The following is a 15,645-nucleotide window of genomic DNA, read 5'->3' on the forward strand; positions in this document are numbered from 1 at the left end:
ACCTATCCCTTCCCCCTTCTGCTGCAACTCGGGGCCGGATTTGAAAAGGAGTGGTCCTGAATGTTAGAGTTTCTTTTTACAGAAGCGTTTTAAGCTGCCAGTATGGCGATGGACTCGGCTTAAATCGACTTTGAATAATGTCCCTAAACAAATTACGATGAAAAACAAATAAGCGGCCAGCCTGGCCGCTTCCTCTTTCTATCCCTTAATGATCCACATATTGGAGGTGACATTTTCATGGAAACGAAGTGGTGGCATAAAAGCGTTGTATACCAGGTCTATCCGAGAAGCTTCATGGATTCGGATGGCGATGGCATCGGCGATTTGCAGGGGCTGATTTCCAAACTCGACTACATCCATGCCCTCGGCGCGGATCTCATATGGCTTTGTCCTGTCTATGCTTCACCGAATGAAGATAACGTCTATGACATCAGCGACTATTGCCGGATCCACCCTGAATTTGGGACCATGGCTGATATGGAGCTGCTCATTTCTGAAGCAGGGAAACGAGGGATTGCTATCATGATGGACATTGTCGCGAATCATACATCGAATGAGCATCCGTGGTTCATCGAATCGAGAAGCAGCAAGCAGAACCGTTACAGAGATTTTTATATTTGGAGAGATGGCAGGGATGCCGGAAAGCCGAGTGAGTTAGCGTCTTTTTTCGGTGGCAGTGCGTGGGAGTATGACTCGAAGACAGACCAATATTATTTGCATATGTTCAGCAAAAAACAGCCGGACCTGAATTGGCACCATCCACCTGTCCGCCAGTCCATTTATGACGTGATGCGTTTCTGGATCGCCAAAGGAATCAAGGGCTTCCGCTTTGATGTCATCGACCTGATTGCCAAGGAAATTGACAAGGACATCATTGGCAATGGCCCCCTGCTGCATGAATATTTGCAGGAAATGCATCGGGAAGTCCTGGAAGGCGCAGATGTTGTCACCGTCGGCGAAACGGGCGGAGCGGATTTGGAACAGGCTCTTCTTTATACAGACGCCAGTCGTAAAGAATTGGATATGGTCTTTTCGTTTGAACATATTGCCCTGGACGAAGAAGCAGGCAAGCAGAAGTGGGATATTAAGGCGCTAGAACTTGATGATTTAAAAAATGTCTTGTCCAAATGGCAGCTTGGACTCCTGGAGAAAGGATGGAACAGCCTATTCTGGTGCAACCATGACCAGCCCAGGATTGTCTCAAGATGGGGCAATGATAAAGAATATCGTTATGAAAGTGCCACGATGCTTGCAGCCCTTCTTCATTGTATGAGGGGAACTCCTTATATTTATCAGGGGGAAGAAATCGGGATGACGAATGTTCGCTTCCCTAAGCTTTCTTTTTACCGTGATATTGAAACGATCCATCTGTATCATGACCGTTTAGAGAAAGGCTTCCAGCATGAAGACATCATGGAATCGATCTACGCGAAAGGACGGGATAACGCCCGGACACCGATGCAGTGGGATGCTGGCAAGAATAGCGGCTTTACAACCGGTACCCCCTGGATCGAACTCAATCCGAACTTCACCGAAATCAATGCAATGGCTGACATGACTGCGGATAAATCAATCTTCCATTTTTACAAAAAGCTGATTTCTCTGAGAAAAAGCAATGATGCTCTCATATATGGCGATTATGAATTGCTTGAAAGCGAAAAGGAGATATTCTCCTATTCTAGGACGTTTGAAGGTGAAAAATGGTATGTAGCCTGCAATTTTTCCGGCAAGAAAACTCATTCCCGCCTCCTCGGAACAATTGCAGAAGGAGAGATCATGCTTCAAAATTATGGCTCCCCAATCACAAACCAGACATTACGGCCATACGAAGTAGCAGTATATAAAGTAAAAAATTGACTATAGATGGCTACCCTTACAATGTATAATAATAAATAAGCTTACTGAAGAGACAGGAGAGAGAATTGTGGTAGGTATAAAAGATATTGCGAAAATGGCGGGTGTCTCGATCTCAACTGTTTCCTATGCTCTGAACGGCAGTCCGAAGGTCACAGAAGAGACGGCGGCAAAAATCCTTGCGATAGCCAAGGAGTTGAACTATGTTCCAAATGCTGCAGCCCGCTCATTGAAAAAACGGGAAACGAAAATCATCGGCGTGTTTTTGACCAATTATGGAGGGGCTTTCTATGGTCAGCTTCTGCAGGGAATCCAGGATGCTCTTAGCAGCAAGGGCTATGAGCTGATTGTCTGCAGCGGCAAAGAATCTCACCGTTTCATTCCGGAACGAATGATTGACGGAGCGATTGTCCTTGATTTTTCTTTTTCGAGCGATGAACTGATTAAACACGCGGATTCCGGACACAAGCTCGTCGTGATGGATAGGGAATTGGATCACCCGAATATTAACCAGGTGCTGTTAGATAACACTGCTGGCGCCACACTGGCAGTCGATTACCTGATCGAGAAAGGACACCGGAAGATTTATGCAGTTAAAGGCCCGGAAGGTTCTTATGATGCCCATCAACGGATCATCGCAGTCCGCCAGGCTGTCGAACGATTCGCCGACGTAGAGTATGAGGAAATTCCCGGGGATTTCAACAAACCAGCAGGCGAACTGGCAGCGGAGCACATCGTCCGTGAATACACCGGGCCAGCCGCGGTTTTCTGCCTGAACGACGAAATGGCCATCGGCATGTATAATTACCTTGCCAAAACGGAGTATCAAATCGGCAAGGACATCCATATCATCGGCTTTGACAATATCGAACTTTCCCAATACACTCAGCCGAGACTAGCAACAATCGATTATTCCGAGCGGAAATGGGGCGCGGTCTCCGCTGAGCATTTATTGAAACTGATCGCGAATGAACCGGTCGAAGATGAAAGGATTTATGTCACCCTAATTCCGGGGGATTCAGTTGGGACTGTATAAAAAGGTGCCTGCCTCCTGCTGCTTTGAAGCGGCGGGAGGGTCAGGCACCTTTTGTGCTTTATAATTTGAAATTCAGCAGCTCTTCTCGTTTGCTGTCAAGCTTCCGGACCACTTCACTGTAGTTCCCAAGTTCATTGGTGAGTCTTTGCTTCCTCTCCCCGATCATCCTTCTGACTTCCTGGGGATTCGGTCCACCCTGGATGCTGCGGATTTCAATGAAGTACTCCGGGGAGATGATTTTTTGCCATTCTGCTTCAGATAGCGAGACATCGACGAATTGGCTGATGACGTCATTGATGTCTTCTACCTTCCATTCATATAATTCTTTGCCGGCCTTTATGGTCATTTTTGAAATATGGCTGGCGATGGAATGGGCTTTCCGGAACGGGACACCGTATTCGCGCGCCAGTGTGTCTGCGAGCTCGGTAATCGTGATGCTCGATTTCTTCGCCATCTCTTTTGTGTGTTCGCCATTCACCTTCAGGGTGGCGATGACCGCGTACATCAGCTTCCAGACGCGGTTCGCGTTATTGAAGGCGCGATACAGGTGCGGCTGCAAATCATCTTCGGTATCGACGATATCGCCGAACGGTGTATTGTGCACCATGTTCATGGCAGCGAGGGCATCCCCATACGCGCTGCTCGCAATCGAACGCGAATGCTCGATCGATACAGGGTTCCTTTTTTGCGGCATGATGCTGCTGCATTGCACATACGGATCGGCCACGTAAAAAGTACCGAACTCCCGCGTGACATGCTGAAGGAAATCCTGGATCCACCTGCCGGTATCAATCATGCTTGTCATGAGCGCGGATGCTGTCTCGAGCAGATAGTCCGCTCCGCCGATCGAATCGTAGGAGTTCTCCACGATTTTATCGAAGCCGAGCAATTCACATGTACGGCTGCGGCTGATCGGGAAGCCGGTCGTCGTCAGGGCAGCTGCCCCGAGCGGCGACTGGTTGACGGTGCCATAGGCAGACCAAAGCCTCTTCATATCACGGTTCAGGACATCATGGATGGCAAGGAAGTAATGGCCCAGGGTCGTCGGCTGTGCCGGCTGTGTATGTGTATATCCTGTCATTACCGTCTCCGTATGCCGATCTGCCTGTTCAAGGAGAGCCTCGCATAATTGATAAGCATTCCCCAGCAGGTTCACCAGGTGCTCTCTAAGCACCAGCCGATACATGGCTACACCCATGTCATTGCGGCTGCGGCCGATATGGATCTTGCCTGCGAGCTCCTCCCCGATTTCTTCGCCAATCTTCGCTTCCATCATGAAAAAAAGATCCTCGAACTGGGGCTGGTAGCTTAGCTGGCCGATATCGGTCTTTGCCACCTTATTGATTCCGCCGAGCATGACTTTCGCTTCTTCCTTTTCAATGATCCCTTGCTCTGCCAGCATGATCACATGCGCGCGGTGGATGTCGAACATGACATGGAACAAATAGTCGCGCTGGTCATTGAAAACAGGCTTCAACAGCTCTTCTACATAGGTTTTTCCCGGAAAAGCAGCTCCCTCTTGTTTGATAAAATCTTCTAGCTTGTTCATTTTTTCATCTCCACTTTTACGGCAAAAATAAGTGCCGGTTATTCGTTATGACAATGACTTCTCTGCCTTCACGCCGAAGAATCGGTTCGAGATAAACAGGACAAGGGCAATCAGCATGATTTGGATCATTCCATAAGCAGCCGCCTGTCCCATGTTGAACATCCGCAGCTGGTTCATGATTTCAATGGAAATCGGGCGGTTCGACAGCGTATACAGCAAAACGGATGTCGGAAACTCGCCAACCGATTCGACGAAAGCAAGCAATGTTCCAGACAGGACTCCTGGCATGATGATCGGCAGGATCACTCTCCTGAAAGTGTAGGACCATTTCGCCCCAAGGCTCCTTGATGCTTCTTCAATCGAATCATCCAGCTGCTCAAGGACAGCATTCGTCGAACGGACAACCAGCGGGATATGCCGGATGAAATAAGCCAGCGGCAGGATCCAGAACGTGCCGACAAGGATGTTCCCGAATGAGAAAACGTTCGGTTCATTGAAGGCAAAGATCAAGTTCATCCCAATGACGGTCGCAGGCAGCGCCCATGGAATCATCACGAGGATGTCGACCAGGCTTTTTCCGACGAATTTCCTTTTGACAAGCACATAGGATGCCAGGACACCAAAGACAAGGTTCCCTGCTGTGGCGATAAAGGATAGGATCAAGCTGTTTTTCAATGGCTTGAAAATATTCGGATCTTCAAGCAGCAGCCGGTAGTTCTCAAAGCTGAAAACGGACGGATATGTCTGCCAGGTCCACGTTCCGTCAGGCACAAGCGACAGTAGCAGGATCGTGAAATGAGGCAGGAGCAGGACGATGACGCCGATGACGCCGCAAAGGACCAATGCCCATTTCAACACCGGGTTGCTCACTTCGCTGCGGTGCGCCCCGATTCCCTTTGTCGCCATCCGGTAATCCTTACGGTTCTGGTACCAGCGCATGAAGAGCAGGAAGGAAATCGAGACAATCGAGAGGATGACCGATTGCGTTGCCGCGACTTCCAAATCGCCATTTATTTTGGAAAAGTAAATTTGCAGACTCAGGACCCGGAAGCCCCCTGCCAGCAAGAACGGCGCACTGAACGAGGCCATCGAAATCATGAACACGAGCAGCGATGCGGCAACTATGGCCGGAGTCAGCAGCGGGAACGTCACCTTCCAGAACACCTGGAAGCGACTTGCACCAAGGTTGTAGGCAGATTCCTCCAGCGACGGATCGATTTTATTGATCGCTGACGATACCGTCATGTAAAAGTAAACATACATCGTATAGGCATGGACAATCAGGATGCCCGAAATGCCGCCGATTTTGAAAGGAACTTTTTCAAGGCCGAACAGATCCTTGATCGCGTTCGGCACAAGCCCTGTTTCTCCATAAAGGAACATGAATGCCATGACCCCTACCAGGGAAGGAAGGACAATCGGCATGATCGCCGCCGTCGAGAAAAAGCTTCTACCCGGAAAATCATAGCGGTTGAAGATGAATGCCAGCGGAATGCCGATTGCTGCACTGGCAAGGACGCTCAGGACCGAAATATACACAGAATTCCATAGTGCTTCCAGGTTTGTCTTCGATTCCTGCGTGAAAAAATCCTGATAGTTCACAAGCGTAAAGCTGCCATCCCTGTTTAAGCTCTCCATAATGGTACGAAGCGAAGGATAGAGGACATAAGCAATCAAGACAAGCAGTACAGGAAGCAATAAAATCAATGTAAGGCGGTGTTCGCGGTTCTTCATCATGACACATCACCGCTTATGACCGGAATCAGCCGGATCTGGTCTTCTGGAAGTTCCACCCAGACTTCTGCGCCTGGCTTCAGGTTCGCGGATATATGGTTCAGCAGGTTAACCTCCAGCAGCAGCCCATTCACCCTGACATTCGCATTGATGATCGTCCCGAAAAACTGGACCTCCTCGACCTTCCCTTTGAACACATTCGGCCTGTCGGCATGTTCCGTCAAAATCTTGACCGATTCCGGGCGGATGGAAAGCGCCAGCTCTCGTCCCTGGTGATCGCTGCTGAAATTAAAAGGTGAGTTATGTACAGTGAAATTGTTCACACCCGCTTCGCCAGTTGTGAACACGCTGATCGTCTCTTCACTGACCTTTCCGATTTTCACAGGCAAAAGATTGATTTCGCCAATGAAACTGGCAACGAAATCATTGGCAGGCTCATTATAGATTTCCGATGGAGTCCCCACCTGATGGCAGACACCGAAGTTGAAGACAGCGATCCGGTCACTCATCGACAAGGCTTCGGCCTGGTCATGCGTGACATAAATCGTCGTGATATTGTATTCTTTTTGCAGCCGGAGGATTTCGCTGCGCATTTCATCACGCAGTTTGGCATCCAGATTGCTCAGCGGCTCATCCAGCAATAAAATTTCCGGTTCGATCACCAGTGCCCTGGCAAGGGCGACACGCTGCTGTTGTCCTCCACTTAATTGACTCACCTGACGATCTGCGTATTTCTCAAGCCGCACTTTTCGAAGCACTTCCTGGACGCGGGCTTTCAACTCACTGGAGCCGACTTTCCTTACCTTCAACCCAAAAGCGACATTTTCAAAAACCGTCATGTGAGGAAAAAGGGCATAGTTTTGAAAAACCATGCCCGTATTTCTTTTTTCTGGAGGTACACGCGTCATATCTTTTTCGCCAAATCGCACCACACCCTTGGTAGGATAGTAGAATCCCGCAATCATCCGGAGGGTCGTTGTCTTGCCGCAGCCGCTTGGACCGAGGAACGTAAAGAATTCCCCATCCTTGATCTCGAGGTTCAATTGATCTACTGCAATGACCTTCCCGAAGGCTTTTTGGACATTTTCTATTTTAATCGACGCCATACCTTACACTTCCTATTCCTTGATTTCTTTGTCACCGCTCTTTATGTTCTCATCCCAATACTTCATCCACTCATCACTGCGCTCCTGGAATACTTTCCAGTCAATATCCATTGGCTTGATTTCTGTATCCGTGATCCATTTCGGCAGGTCTTTGACATCGTCCCTAGTAGGGATCCGGTAGTATTTTTCAGCTAAAAGCTTTGCGGCCTCCGGAGTATTGACGAATTCATAGAAAGCTTCTGCGGCTTTCGGATGCTGGCCATTCTTAACCAATGCGATCCCTTCAGTGAGGACAGGCGTTCCGCTTTCAGGCACGATGAACTCAAATGGATAATTCTTGTTTTCCTTCAGCATGACCACGTCAGGCATTGCCCAGACAGATACGGAACCTTCTCCCTTTGCAACCTTGCTGTACATCATTTCCGGATTCGCGGAGTATTCCTTTGTGTTCGCATCCAGCTTTTCAAGCCACTCATATCCCTTCGCCGGGTCCTGGGAATCCTGGAAATCGCGGTAAATCATTGCCGAGAAGATGGTTCTCATCGTGCCGGATGCCAGTGGATAGCGGATGATGATTTCATCCTTCCATTTAGGATCAAGCAGTTCATCCCAATCCTTTGGCGCTTCTTCCTTTGAAAGCTCCTTGCTGTTGTACATGATGACTTCTGGCGTCTGGCTCGTTCCTGACCAGTGCCACTCAGGATCGCGGAAGCCTTCCGCCAGCGCGCCGGCATACGATGGTTCGTAAGGCTCCAGCAGCCCTTCATCCTTTGCCTGGTCGAACATGACAGAAGGCGCTCCCCACCATACATCGGCCTGCGGGTTATTTTTCTCGGAGCGGACACGGTCGAGGACTTCCTGGGATCCCATGTCAAGCCATTCAACATCGACTCCATACTTGTCTTCGAATTGTTTCTCGAATTCTGATAAAATATCTTTTCCATGCGGTGAATAAATAACAACCTTATCTTCCAGCTTCTTTTTGTCTTTGTCTCCAGCTGGCTTGCTTGAGCTTCCCTCTGAACCGCACGCTGACAGAAGCAGTGTCGCGGACAAAGTCAGCGCCGTGATAATCGAAACTTTTTTCTTGTTTTTCATAAAAGATTCCCCCTAATCAATTGTATTTGACCAAACTTTCATGTTCCCTCATGAAAAGGGATACTGCGCCCAGGACACCTGCATTGTCCCCCAATTGGGAGGTTTTCAACTCTACTGGACTTGGAAGGTATTGATTCACGATTTCACGCAGCCTCGGCAGGATGAATTCGGATGATTTTAAGACACCACCTCCTAAAATGACAATCTGCGGATTTAGCAAACTGGCAGCATTGACGATTCCGTATGCCAGGTGCTCAATCGCTTCTTCTATGACATGGATGGCGATTTTGTCGCCTGCCTTTGCCAGCCTGAAGGCCATCTCCCCGGAAAGTTCCTCTTCCAGCGCCTGTTTGTGCAATGGATGTTCCGGTTCCTTTTGGATGCATTCTGTCATCCTGTCAACGATCGACTTCCCGCCAGCTACACTCTCAAGATAGCCGTAGCGGTGGAAAACCGGCTTGAACTCATTTTTCAAATCGTTTTTATCTGTGACCATATACCCCATCTCGCCAGCGGCGCCTGTTGCCCCACGGTAAAGTTGGTTATTGATGAGGATGCCGCTGCCGATTCCGGTTCCCACGGCGATAAAAAGAACATTCTGCTTGTCTCTCGCATTGCCAAGCCACTGTTCGCCAAGCGCAGCGACATTGACATCATTGTCGACATGGACCGGGAATGGGAAAAACCGCCCTGCTTCCCTGATGAACGGATAACGGACCCAATTGAGGCTTGGCGCCTCGATGACGACTCCGTTTGCTGTATCGGTGATTCCAGGAACCCCCGCGCCCATGCCTAAAATTTTCCCAGGGTCGATCGATTCTTTTTCAACCATCATATCGATTTCCCTCGCCACTTGCTTCAAAAGCCCTGATTCAAGGTATTGACGGGTACTGAAGCTGCTGCTCGCAATCATGTTGCCGTTCAAGTCACAGATGACTGTCTTCACTTTTGTCCCGCCGATGTCGGTACCAATTATGTATGCTGCTTTTTCGTTGAAGTAAAGCTGGATCGGACGTCTCCCGCCTTGCGACGTTGACTCGCCGATTCCTTTTTCCACGATCCATTGTTCCTGGAGCAGTTCATCGACTATTAACGAAACGGTCGGCTTGCTGATTTTGATCTTTGCTGCTATTTCCGCCCTTGAAACAGGTGCACTTTCCTGGATACACTGAAGGACTCTTTTTTTATTGAGTGATTTCAGCTGTATCGGTGTTCTACTTCCCTTCATAACATCACGGCCTTAATCTTTTTGGTTAGTAAGTTTTACTAATTAACTAAAAATATATCCTATCTTGTAATCGTTTACAAGAGAATTTTTAGAAAATTTAAAAACAGTCCTTTTCACTTATATTCCGAATGATTTGGATTATTCACATCTGAGATTGCTAGCAAGGGATGGGTTTAGGTCTTAATTACTATTTTTAATTTTCTGATAATTATTTGATTTACAATATTATTTGGCTGTGTTTATCTTGTAATGAGAGGATTCCCTCTAGTTAGTTAAGTAGATTAACTAACAATACATACTTTGGAAAGGAGTGTTTTCGTCGTTGTTCCACTTATTTAAAAATGAAAGGGGTTACAAAATGCGTAAGATTTTTATCGGATTGCTTTCTTTCCTTCTCGTTGTTTCCCTGCTGCCTGTGAGCGGGACGGCACTTGAGACCAATGAACCAGATGTCGACCTGTGGAATGCGGTCAAACCTCTTGAAACAACGGTCACCTTCCTGAACACCGGCGCCCATCCAGATGATGAGCGGAGCGATTTCCTTGCCTATCTGTCAAGGGGTCTCGGCGTCACGACAGCAAGCCTGATTGCCAATCGCGGTGAGGGCGGACAGAATGAAATCGGCAATGAATTAGGGAATGCACTTGGTATCATCCGCTCCCGTGAAATGATTGAAGCCTCCAAGATTACTGGAGTCAAAGCCTACCACCTAAGCGAAACCACCTCCGACCCGATCTATGACTTCGGTTTTTCCAAAAGCCCTGAAGAAACACTGGAAAAATGGGGCGAGGATCTCACATATGAAAGGTTGATCCGGTTCATCCGCACATATCAGCCTGATATCATCATGCCTTCCTTCCGGAATGACCATAGCCAGCACGGACATCACCGGGCAATGGAAATCCTCAGCGAACGCGCCTTCAAGGATGCTGCGGATCCAGAGATCTACCCGGAACAATTGAAGGATGGACTATCCGTCTGGCAGGCTAAAAAGCTCTTCCTTCCTGCTGCTTCGAAGGATACAGCCACAACTTCAATCGAAATCGGCATGTATGACCCTATTTACAATATGACTTATCCTCAGCTTGGCGAGGAGTCCCGTTATATGCACAAAAGCCAGGGAATGGGCAAGGATATTCCTGCTGAACCGAGGCAGGTACACCTCGAATTGCTTTTTGACAAAACAAACTCAAATGGCAGCACGGAGCTTTTCGAAGGCATTCCATATGATTTCGCAGAATGGGCCCAGCTTCTGCCGAAAAACACGAACGATTTAAAGGTCCATTTAACGAAACTCCAGAAGGATTTAAACGCCATCGTTGATGCCTATCCTGACAGGGATGCCGTTTTTGCCAAGACACAAAAGGCATTGAAGGCAGTTCGCCTTTTACAGATGAAAACAGAGAAAGCAGCCCTTGATGAATCATTGAAAACGGATTTGCTCCACAAGCTGAGCTTGAAAGAAGAACAACTGCAGCAAGCGAGCTTCGTCTCCTCAAGCCTTGAGGTAACGGCTGCCGCAGCAGAAAACGCGCTTACAAAAGGCGCCGAAACGACTGTTACAGTATCCTTGAAGAATAACGGCAGCCACGAACTGGAGCATGCGAAGGTCGCGCTGACTGCCCCTGATGGATGGACGGTAGCATCCGCTGACCAGGCCGGCACGCTCGAGCCAGGCGAATCGGCTGAAGTCACGTACCAGGTGAAGGTACCGGAAGATGCCGAGTTCTACCATCCGTACGATGAACCCGCATTAAAGGCTGAAGTGGGTTTTGTCAATGGAGGATCCAAAACGGTAAAAACCCAGGAGCTGGAAGGGACGATCGCTGTCCTGCCTGACGCTGCTGTTACCCTGTCGCCCGAAGACATCATCGTCAACACCGCAGATGTCCAGAAACAAATTCCGGTAACAGCGAAGGTCAAAAATTATGTAGACGGGAATAGCCAGGCGGCCGTTTCATTGAAAGTCCCTGCCGGCTGGGAAGTCGAACCGAAGACAGCCACTGTTGACTTCAACAGCCAATTGGAAGAAAAAGAAGTGGCTTTCACACTGACACCGCCAGCAGGAATCACGGAAGGAAACTTTGAAATCGCAGCGGAAGCCACAGTCAACGGGAAGTCATTCGATTCAACCATCCAGGAAATCCAATATGGCCATATTGGCACCTTCTACTACCAGTACCCGGCCACAGTGAAAGGGGTTGCGTTTGAATTACTGAAAAACGACAATCTGAAGGTTGGCTATATCGACAGCGGCTTTGATAAAGTAGCCGATTATTTAACGAATGCCGGCCTGGACATCACGAAGCTGACCGAATCTGATCTGGCTGAAGGAGACCTGAACCAGTTTGACACGATCGTTGTCGGAATCCGTGCGTATCTATCAAGGGCCGACCTGCTGGCAAACAACGCACGTCTCCTGAAATTCGTTGAAGATGGCGGCCATTTGGTCGTCCAATACCACAAGCCAAATGATGGCTGGAATAAAGATACGACCGCACCTTATCCATTAACGATTGGAAATCCTTCAATTAAATGGAGGGTGACAGACGAAAACGCAGCGGTTAATGTGCTGAAGCCCGACTCGCCGCTTTTCAACTATCCGAACAAAATTACCGGCAGCGACTGGGATAACTGGGTGCAGGAAAGAGGACTGTACTACCCGATGGCGTGGGCACCGCAATACGAAACCTTCGTCAGCATGGCCGATCCGAATGAAGCGCCTTTTGACGGCGGCATCCTGATGGCCAAATACGGGAAAGGTACCTACCTGTACACCAACCTAGTATTCTACCGGCAAATCCAAAGCCAAGTACCAGGCGGATATCGCATCTTCACCAACCTGATCAGCTACGGATCAGAATGAAGCAGGGGGACGGTTCTCCTGCTTCACAAATTGGCTGAAGCAGGAGAATTTTCCCCTGCTTCTTTTGTTATGATTTGATTTTGTACGGATTTTCTCCTTCGTCTTCCCGGATATTGATTCCTTTCCGTGGTTCTTCAATGTAATACGTCAATGGGCCTTTGGAATTCTTGAGCATTTCTTCCCTGAGATCCTCCGCTTTTTGGCGTTTGTTATTGAAGGAGGATTCCTTCATGCCGATCACAAAGCTATGGCCATAGCTGAGAAATACCTCTGTTTTCCGGATGCCCCTTGCCTTTGTCCTTTTCACATGATTCAGCGAGAACCAGACACAAAAATCATGGTTATATGATTTTGTCGGGAACAGCCAGATTCCTAATTGGCAATTGATTTTGATCGGACACATATGAGTGGTGCCAAGGATTTTCTTGGAACTCTCCCTCCCCCCGCGGAAATCGGAACCAAGGCCAAGCAAGGTTTCATTGATGATTTCCAGAGGTTTCTTCTTCACAAGGAATGTCTCTTTCCCCTCGATCACTCGTGTGCAAAGCTTGCCAAATCGATCATATTCGCCTGTTAATAAGACTGTTTCCTGATTAACGATATAGTCTGTCCTCAATATTTACCCCTCCGCCATCTTGTTTTTTACAGAGATAAGGGTATACTTACATAGTTGGTATACCCAACACGAAGCCACGGGATTGTCGGCCATGACGTCTTCCCGTGTCTTTTTTTGTTTCTTGATGGAATCCTCCTCCTCACTTGCTAAAATCATGGTTATTTGCCAAAATTCAACAAAACCCCTACAGGTATATTATAGTAATTGCTGTCTTAAATTGTAAATCTTATCTTAGGATAATTATTTACTTGCAAGCCAAATAGTCATTATGGAATATTGCCATGATTTTATTTTATTAGTATAATGTAAACTTCACTTTTACCACGAGCTCATTATTGAGCTCTTTTTCGGTTACATCCGCTGAAAAAATACCCCCTTCCCCCTATTGTCACTGTTAATTCCGTGTATCACTTTGCGGAAAAATTATTTTTCCTTCTTTGTTGAAAAAATGTCACAATTAAGCCCGGTTTTCTTATGCCTTCTGTTTGAAAATTTCCCTTTTTCCTCGAAAAATCAATTTTGAAGCCAAAAAGGATTCAAAATTGATGATTTAGCCTATGAAAATTGAATTTTCAAGATTGGCTCATCCATAGCTCCCCGAAGTATGTTTTAGTTACCCGGGAATACATTGGAACGCGCGCGGCCTGAAAGGGTACGCAAATGGACAGTTTTCAGCAGCTGGCAGAACAGTATGAGCCAATGATCCACAAGATCATCAACTCCCTTCATATTTATAAGGACAGAGATGAGTATCTGCAGATCGGACGGACAGGCCTTTGGGAAGCAGCAAACACTTACAATCCGGATAAAGGCGGGTTCTTGAACTATGCTTTCACGTATGTAAGGGGACAAATTTTGAATGAAATGAACAGAAATATCAGGCGCGAGGAACGGGTCGTGCACCCAAAAGAGGAATACTGGGAAACTGTTGAGGAGTATTATCCTGGAAATCCGCTTGAAACGGAGATTCTGCTTGGCTATTGCAATGGTTTGAGCGAAAAAGAAACAAAATGGGTTTTATACCACTTCATCGATTTCCTGTCAGTAAAGGATATTGCTGAAAAAGAAAATGTCTCCCCATCCGCTGTGAAGCAATGGCGTGCAGGGGCCTTGAAAAAATTAAGGAGCCGACACTCAAGTACGAACTAAAAAAATTGAGCCTGAAACCGATTCAACATGCGCGGTTCCAGGCTCGTTATCCTTCCAATCGTCTGCTCATTTTCAATTTACAGGACATCCTTCCAGTTTTCCGAAGTCAACTCCATGAATCTCTTTTTATCCTTTTTTTCCAGGGCAAGGTCAATTTCCTCGTTTCGTTTCCTTTCAAGGAATTCCTTTTGCACTTTCTCGATGATCGCATTCGCACCTTCGGTATACCTTGTCTTTTCCCGGGTCAGGATCATATTCGTATTATCAGGATCATTCATAGTATCTGCGTATAAATTCAAGTCCGCTTCCTGTTTATAAAAATTGGAATTCTTGTCATTCATCATAGCCAATCCCTACTTTCTTTTGGGTTCTTAATTAGTTACTATTTACCCAATTTTCAAGAAAAATAACCTCTTAGAGTTATTATCGAAATGATTTGATCCATAAAAACATGGCAATCACCTTCCCTCTTCACTTTTCCTGGCACCAGCTCCGAGTTTCCGTGAAGAAAACTGTCTTTGATATCCGCAAAAATAAATGCTTTCACATTTTAACCCTTTATTTATTTGTTCACAGTATCTTGACCTCGTTGAAGCTCCTTGTAACGTTCCCTCCCATTTTTGCCGCCGCCAAAACCTAAAAAAGATTATGATGGATTGGATCCTCTGCCCAATTTGACATCAATCCCTTTTCAGATTGCCAGGCATGTTCATTCAACTATTTTCATTTGGGCATTGTGCCATTCCAAAAGGGAAAGAGCATCCAGGAGCACAGGGCAATCACAGTGTTTTGTTTCAATTACCTTGCTGTCTCCATTTTCTGTGTGGCGCTTCCGTTCGCAATCCCTATGAAAATCTACCGTAACATGGATATTCTTTATCTGAAGCTTTGACACTGCCGGCCACCAGTCCAGTCGAGCCTGATCCCAACACATGAGAGCAGGCGGCCTACTGTTATAGGTAATTCATTGTTTTTTAATAATAACGCGGAATGTGTTGCCCTTTTAATTTGACATACTGTAAAATTACGGAAATGTGTTTGCATACTATGCGAACCTTTTCGCCTTCTTACACAAACGATTTCACAAACGCTGGACAACCTGGATTATGAATCGAAAAGCGACCGAAGCATTACCAGGGCGGCGATTTCAAGGATATCACGGAGAAATTGGATTACCTGGACAAGCTTGGCGTCAATACAATCTGGGTCAGCCCGATTGTCGAAAACATCAAGCACGATGTCCGTTACGATAACCCTAAAGACATTCCTCTTATGCCTACCATGGCTACTGGGCGAACAATTTCGACCAGTTGAACCCGCACTTCGGAATAATGGAATATTTCCCATAACCTGACCTGCTGGAGTTCACTGAAATCAACGGAAACGATCTGCTGATCGCTTACAAAAAC

12 protein-coding genes and 1 pseudogene are annotated in these 15,645 nt (G+C 47.2%); 5 read left to right on the forward strand and 8 right to left on the reverse strand.

From position 1 onward, the window contains the following. Positions 1-237 precede the first annotated feature (237 nt). Both JJQ88_RS12125 and JJQ88_RS12130 read left to right on the forward strand, forming a co-directional pair. Positions 238-1,857: a glycoside hydrolase family 13 protein gene (locus JJQ88_RS12125; protein WP_210366165.1), complete on the forward strand. Its 1,620-nt coding sequence runs from the start codon at positions 238-240 to the stop codon at positions 1,855-1,857. 67 nt (positions 1,858-1,924) lie between these two features. Then, positions 1,925-2,890 carry a LacI family DNA-binding transcriptional regulator gene (locus JJQ88_RS12130; RefSeq protein ID WP_210366166.1) on the forward strand — a complete coding sequence of 322 codons (966 nt, stop codon included), beginning with the start codon at positions 1,925-1,927 and terminating at the stop codon, positions 2,888-2,890. 58 nt (positions 2,891-2,948) lie between these two features. Here the strand turns inward: JJQ88_RS12130 and argH are convergent, their stop codons facing one another. The 5 genes from argH to JJQ88_RS12155 are packed head-to-tail and all read right to left on the reverse strand — an operon-like array spanning position 2,949 to position 9,605. Beyond that, complete coding sequence (gene argH / locus JJQ88_RS12135) at positions 2,949-4,439, reverse strand: argininosuccinate lyase (protein ID WP_210366167.1); 1,491 nt, start codon at positions 4,437-4,439, stop codon at positions 2,949-2,951. Between the two features lie 45 nt (positions 4,440-4,484). After that, entirely contained in the window at positions 4,485-6,176 is a 1,692-nt protein-coding gene (locus JJQ88_RS12140; RefSeq protein WP_210366168.1) for an ABC transporter permease, read from the reverse strand. Beyond that, positions 6,173-7,279, reverse strand: coding sequence for an ABC transporter ATP-binding protein (locus JJQ88_RS12145; protein WP_210366169.1), 1,107 nt, complete (start codon positions 7,277-7,279; stop codon positions 6,173-6,175). Before JJQ88_RS12145 ends, JJQ88_RS12140 begins: the two co-directional genes overlap by 4 nt. Before the next feature lie 12 nt (positions 7,280-7,291). Beyond that, positions 7,292-8,377 carry an extracellular solute-binding protein gene (locus JJQ88_RS12150; protein ID WP_210366170.1) on the reverse strand — a complete coding sequence of 362 codons (1,086 nt, stop codon included), beginning with the start codon at positions 8,375-8,377 and terminating at the stop codon, positions 7,292-7,294. Positions 8,378-8,393: 16 nt separating this feature from the next. Continuing rightward, positions 8,394-9,605 carry an ROK family transcriptional regulator gene (locus JJQ88_RS12155; protein ID WP_246861128.1) on the reverse strand — a complete coding sequence of 404 codons (1,212 nt, stop codon included), beginning with the start codon at positions 9,603-9,605 and terminating at the stop codon, positions 8,394-8,396. A gap of 358 nt (positions 9,606-9,963) precedes the next feature. Between JJQ88_RS12155 and JJQ88_RS12160 the strand changes: the two genes are divergently transcribed. Beyond that, positions 9,964-12,471, forward strand: coding sequence for an NEW3 domain-containing protein (locus JJQ88_RS12160; RefSeq protein WP_210366171.1), 2,508 nt, complete (start codon positions 9,964-9,966; stop codon positions 12,469-12,471). Between the two features lie 67 nt (positions 12,472-12,538). Here the strand turns inward: JJQ88_RS12160 and JJQ88_RS12165 are convergent, their stop codons facing one another. Further along, positions 12,539-13,087, reverse strand: coding sequence for a competence protein ComK (locus JJQ88_RS12165; protein WP_210366172.1), 549 nt, complete (start codon positions 13,085-13,087; stop codon positions 12,539-12,541). 660 nt (positions 13,088-13,747) lie between these two features. On the opposite strand from JJQ88_RS12165, the gene JJQ88_RS12170 reads away from it, so the two are divergent. Next, positions 13,748-14,236, forward strand: coding sequence for a sigma-70 family RNA polymerase sigma factor (locus JJQ88_RS12170; protein WP_210366173.1), 489 nt, complete (start codon positions 13,748-13,750; stop codon positions 14,234-14,236). A gap of 77 nt (positions 14,237-14,313) precedes the next feature. Here JJQ88_RS12170 and JJQ88_RS12175 read toward each other — a convergent pair whose 3' ends face one another. Next, the gene (locus JJQ88_RS12175; protein ID WP_210366174.1) at positions 14,314-14,577 is read right to left on the reverse strand and encodes an IDEAL domain-containing protein; all 264 of its coding nucleotides are present in this window, start codon (positions 14,575-14,577) and stop codon (positions 14,314-14,316) included. Positions 14,578-14,945: 368 nt separating this feature from the next. Beyond that, positions 14,946-15,131 carry a hypothetical protein gene (locus JJQ88_RS12180; protein WP_210366175.1) on the reverse strand — a complete coding sequence of 62 codons (186 nt, stop codon included), beginning with the start codon at positions 15,129-15,131 and terminating at the stop codon, positions 14,946-14,948. Between the two features lie 236 nt (positions 15,132-15,367). Between JJQ88_RS12180 and JJQ88_RS12185 the strand changes: the two are divergent. Further along, positions 15,368-15,579, forward strand: a pseudogene (locus JJQ88_RS12185) (alpha-amylase family glycosyl hydrolase); the annotation flags it as partial. Positions 15,580-15,645: the final 66 nt, after the last annotated feature.

Origin of the sequence: Bacillus sp. REN3 (genome assembly GCF_017912555.1) — a bacterium.
Lineage (GTDB): Bacteria > Bacillota > Bacilli > Bacillales > Cytobacillaceae > Mesobacillus.

Coding starts and splice junctions, on each gene's coding strand:
- JJQ88_RS12125 (WP_210366165.1), top strand. CDS start 238: ATGGAAACGAAGTGGTGGCATAAAAGCGTTGTATACCAGGTCTATCCG.
- argH (WP_210366167.1), bottom strand. CDS start 4,439: ATGAACAAGCTAGAAGATTTTATCAAACAAGAGGGAGCTGCTTTTCCG.
- JJQ88_RS12145 (WP_210366169.1), bottom strand. CDS start 7,279: ATGGCGTCGATTAAAATAGAAAATGTCCAAAAAGCCTTCGGGAAGGTC.
- JJQ88_RS12170 (WP_210366173.1), top strand. CDS start 13,748: ATGGACAGTTTTCAGCAGCTGGCAGAACAGTATGAGCCAATGATCCAC.
- JJQ88_RS12160 (WP_210366171.1), top strand. CDS start 9,964: ATGCGTAAGATTTTTATCGGATTGCTTTCTTTCCTTCTCGTTGTTTCC.
- JJQ88_RS12140 (WP_210366168.1), bottom strand. CDS start 6,176: ATGATGAAGAACCGCGAACACCGCCTTACATTGATTTTATTGCTTCCT.
- JJQ88_RS12150 (WP_210366170.1), bottom strand. CDS start 8,377: ATGAAAAACAAGAAAAAAGTTTCGATTATCACGGCGCTGACTTTGTCC.
- JJQ88_RS12175 (WP_210366174.1), bottom strand. CDS start 14,577: ATGAATGACAAGAATTCCAATTTTTATAAACAGGAAGCGGACTTGAAT.
- JJQ88_RS12155 (WP_246861128.1), bottom strand. CDS start 9,605: ATGAAGGGAAGTAGAACACCGATACAGCTGAAATCACTCAATAAAAAA.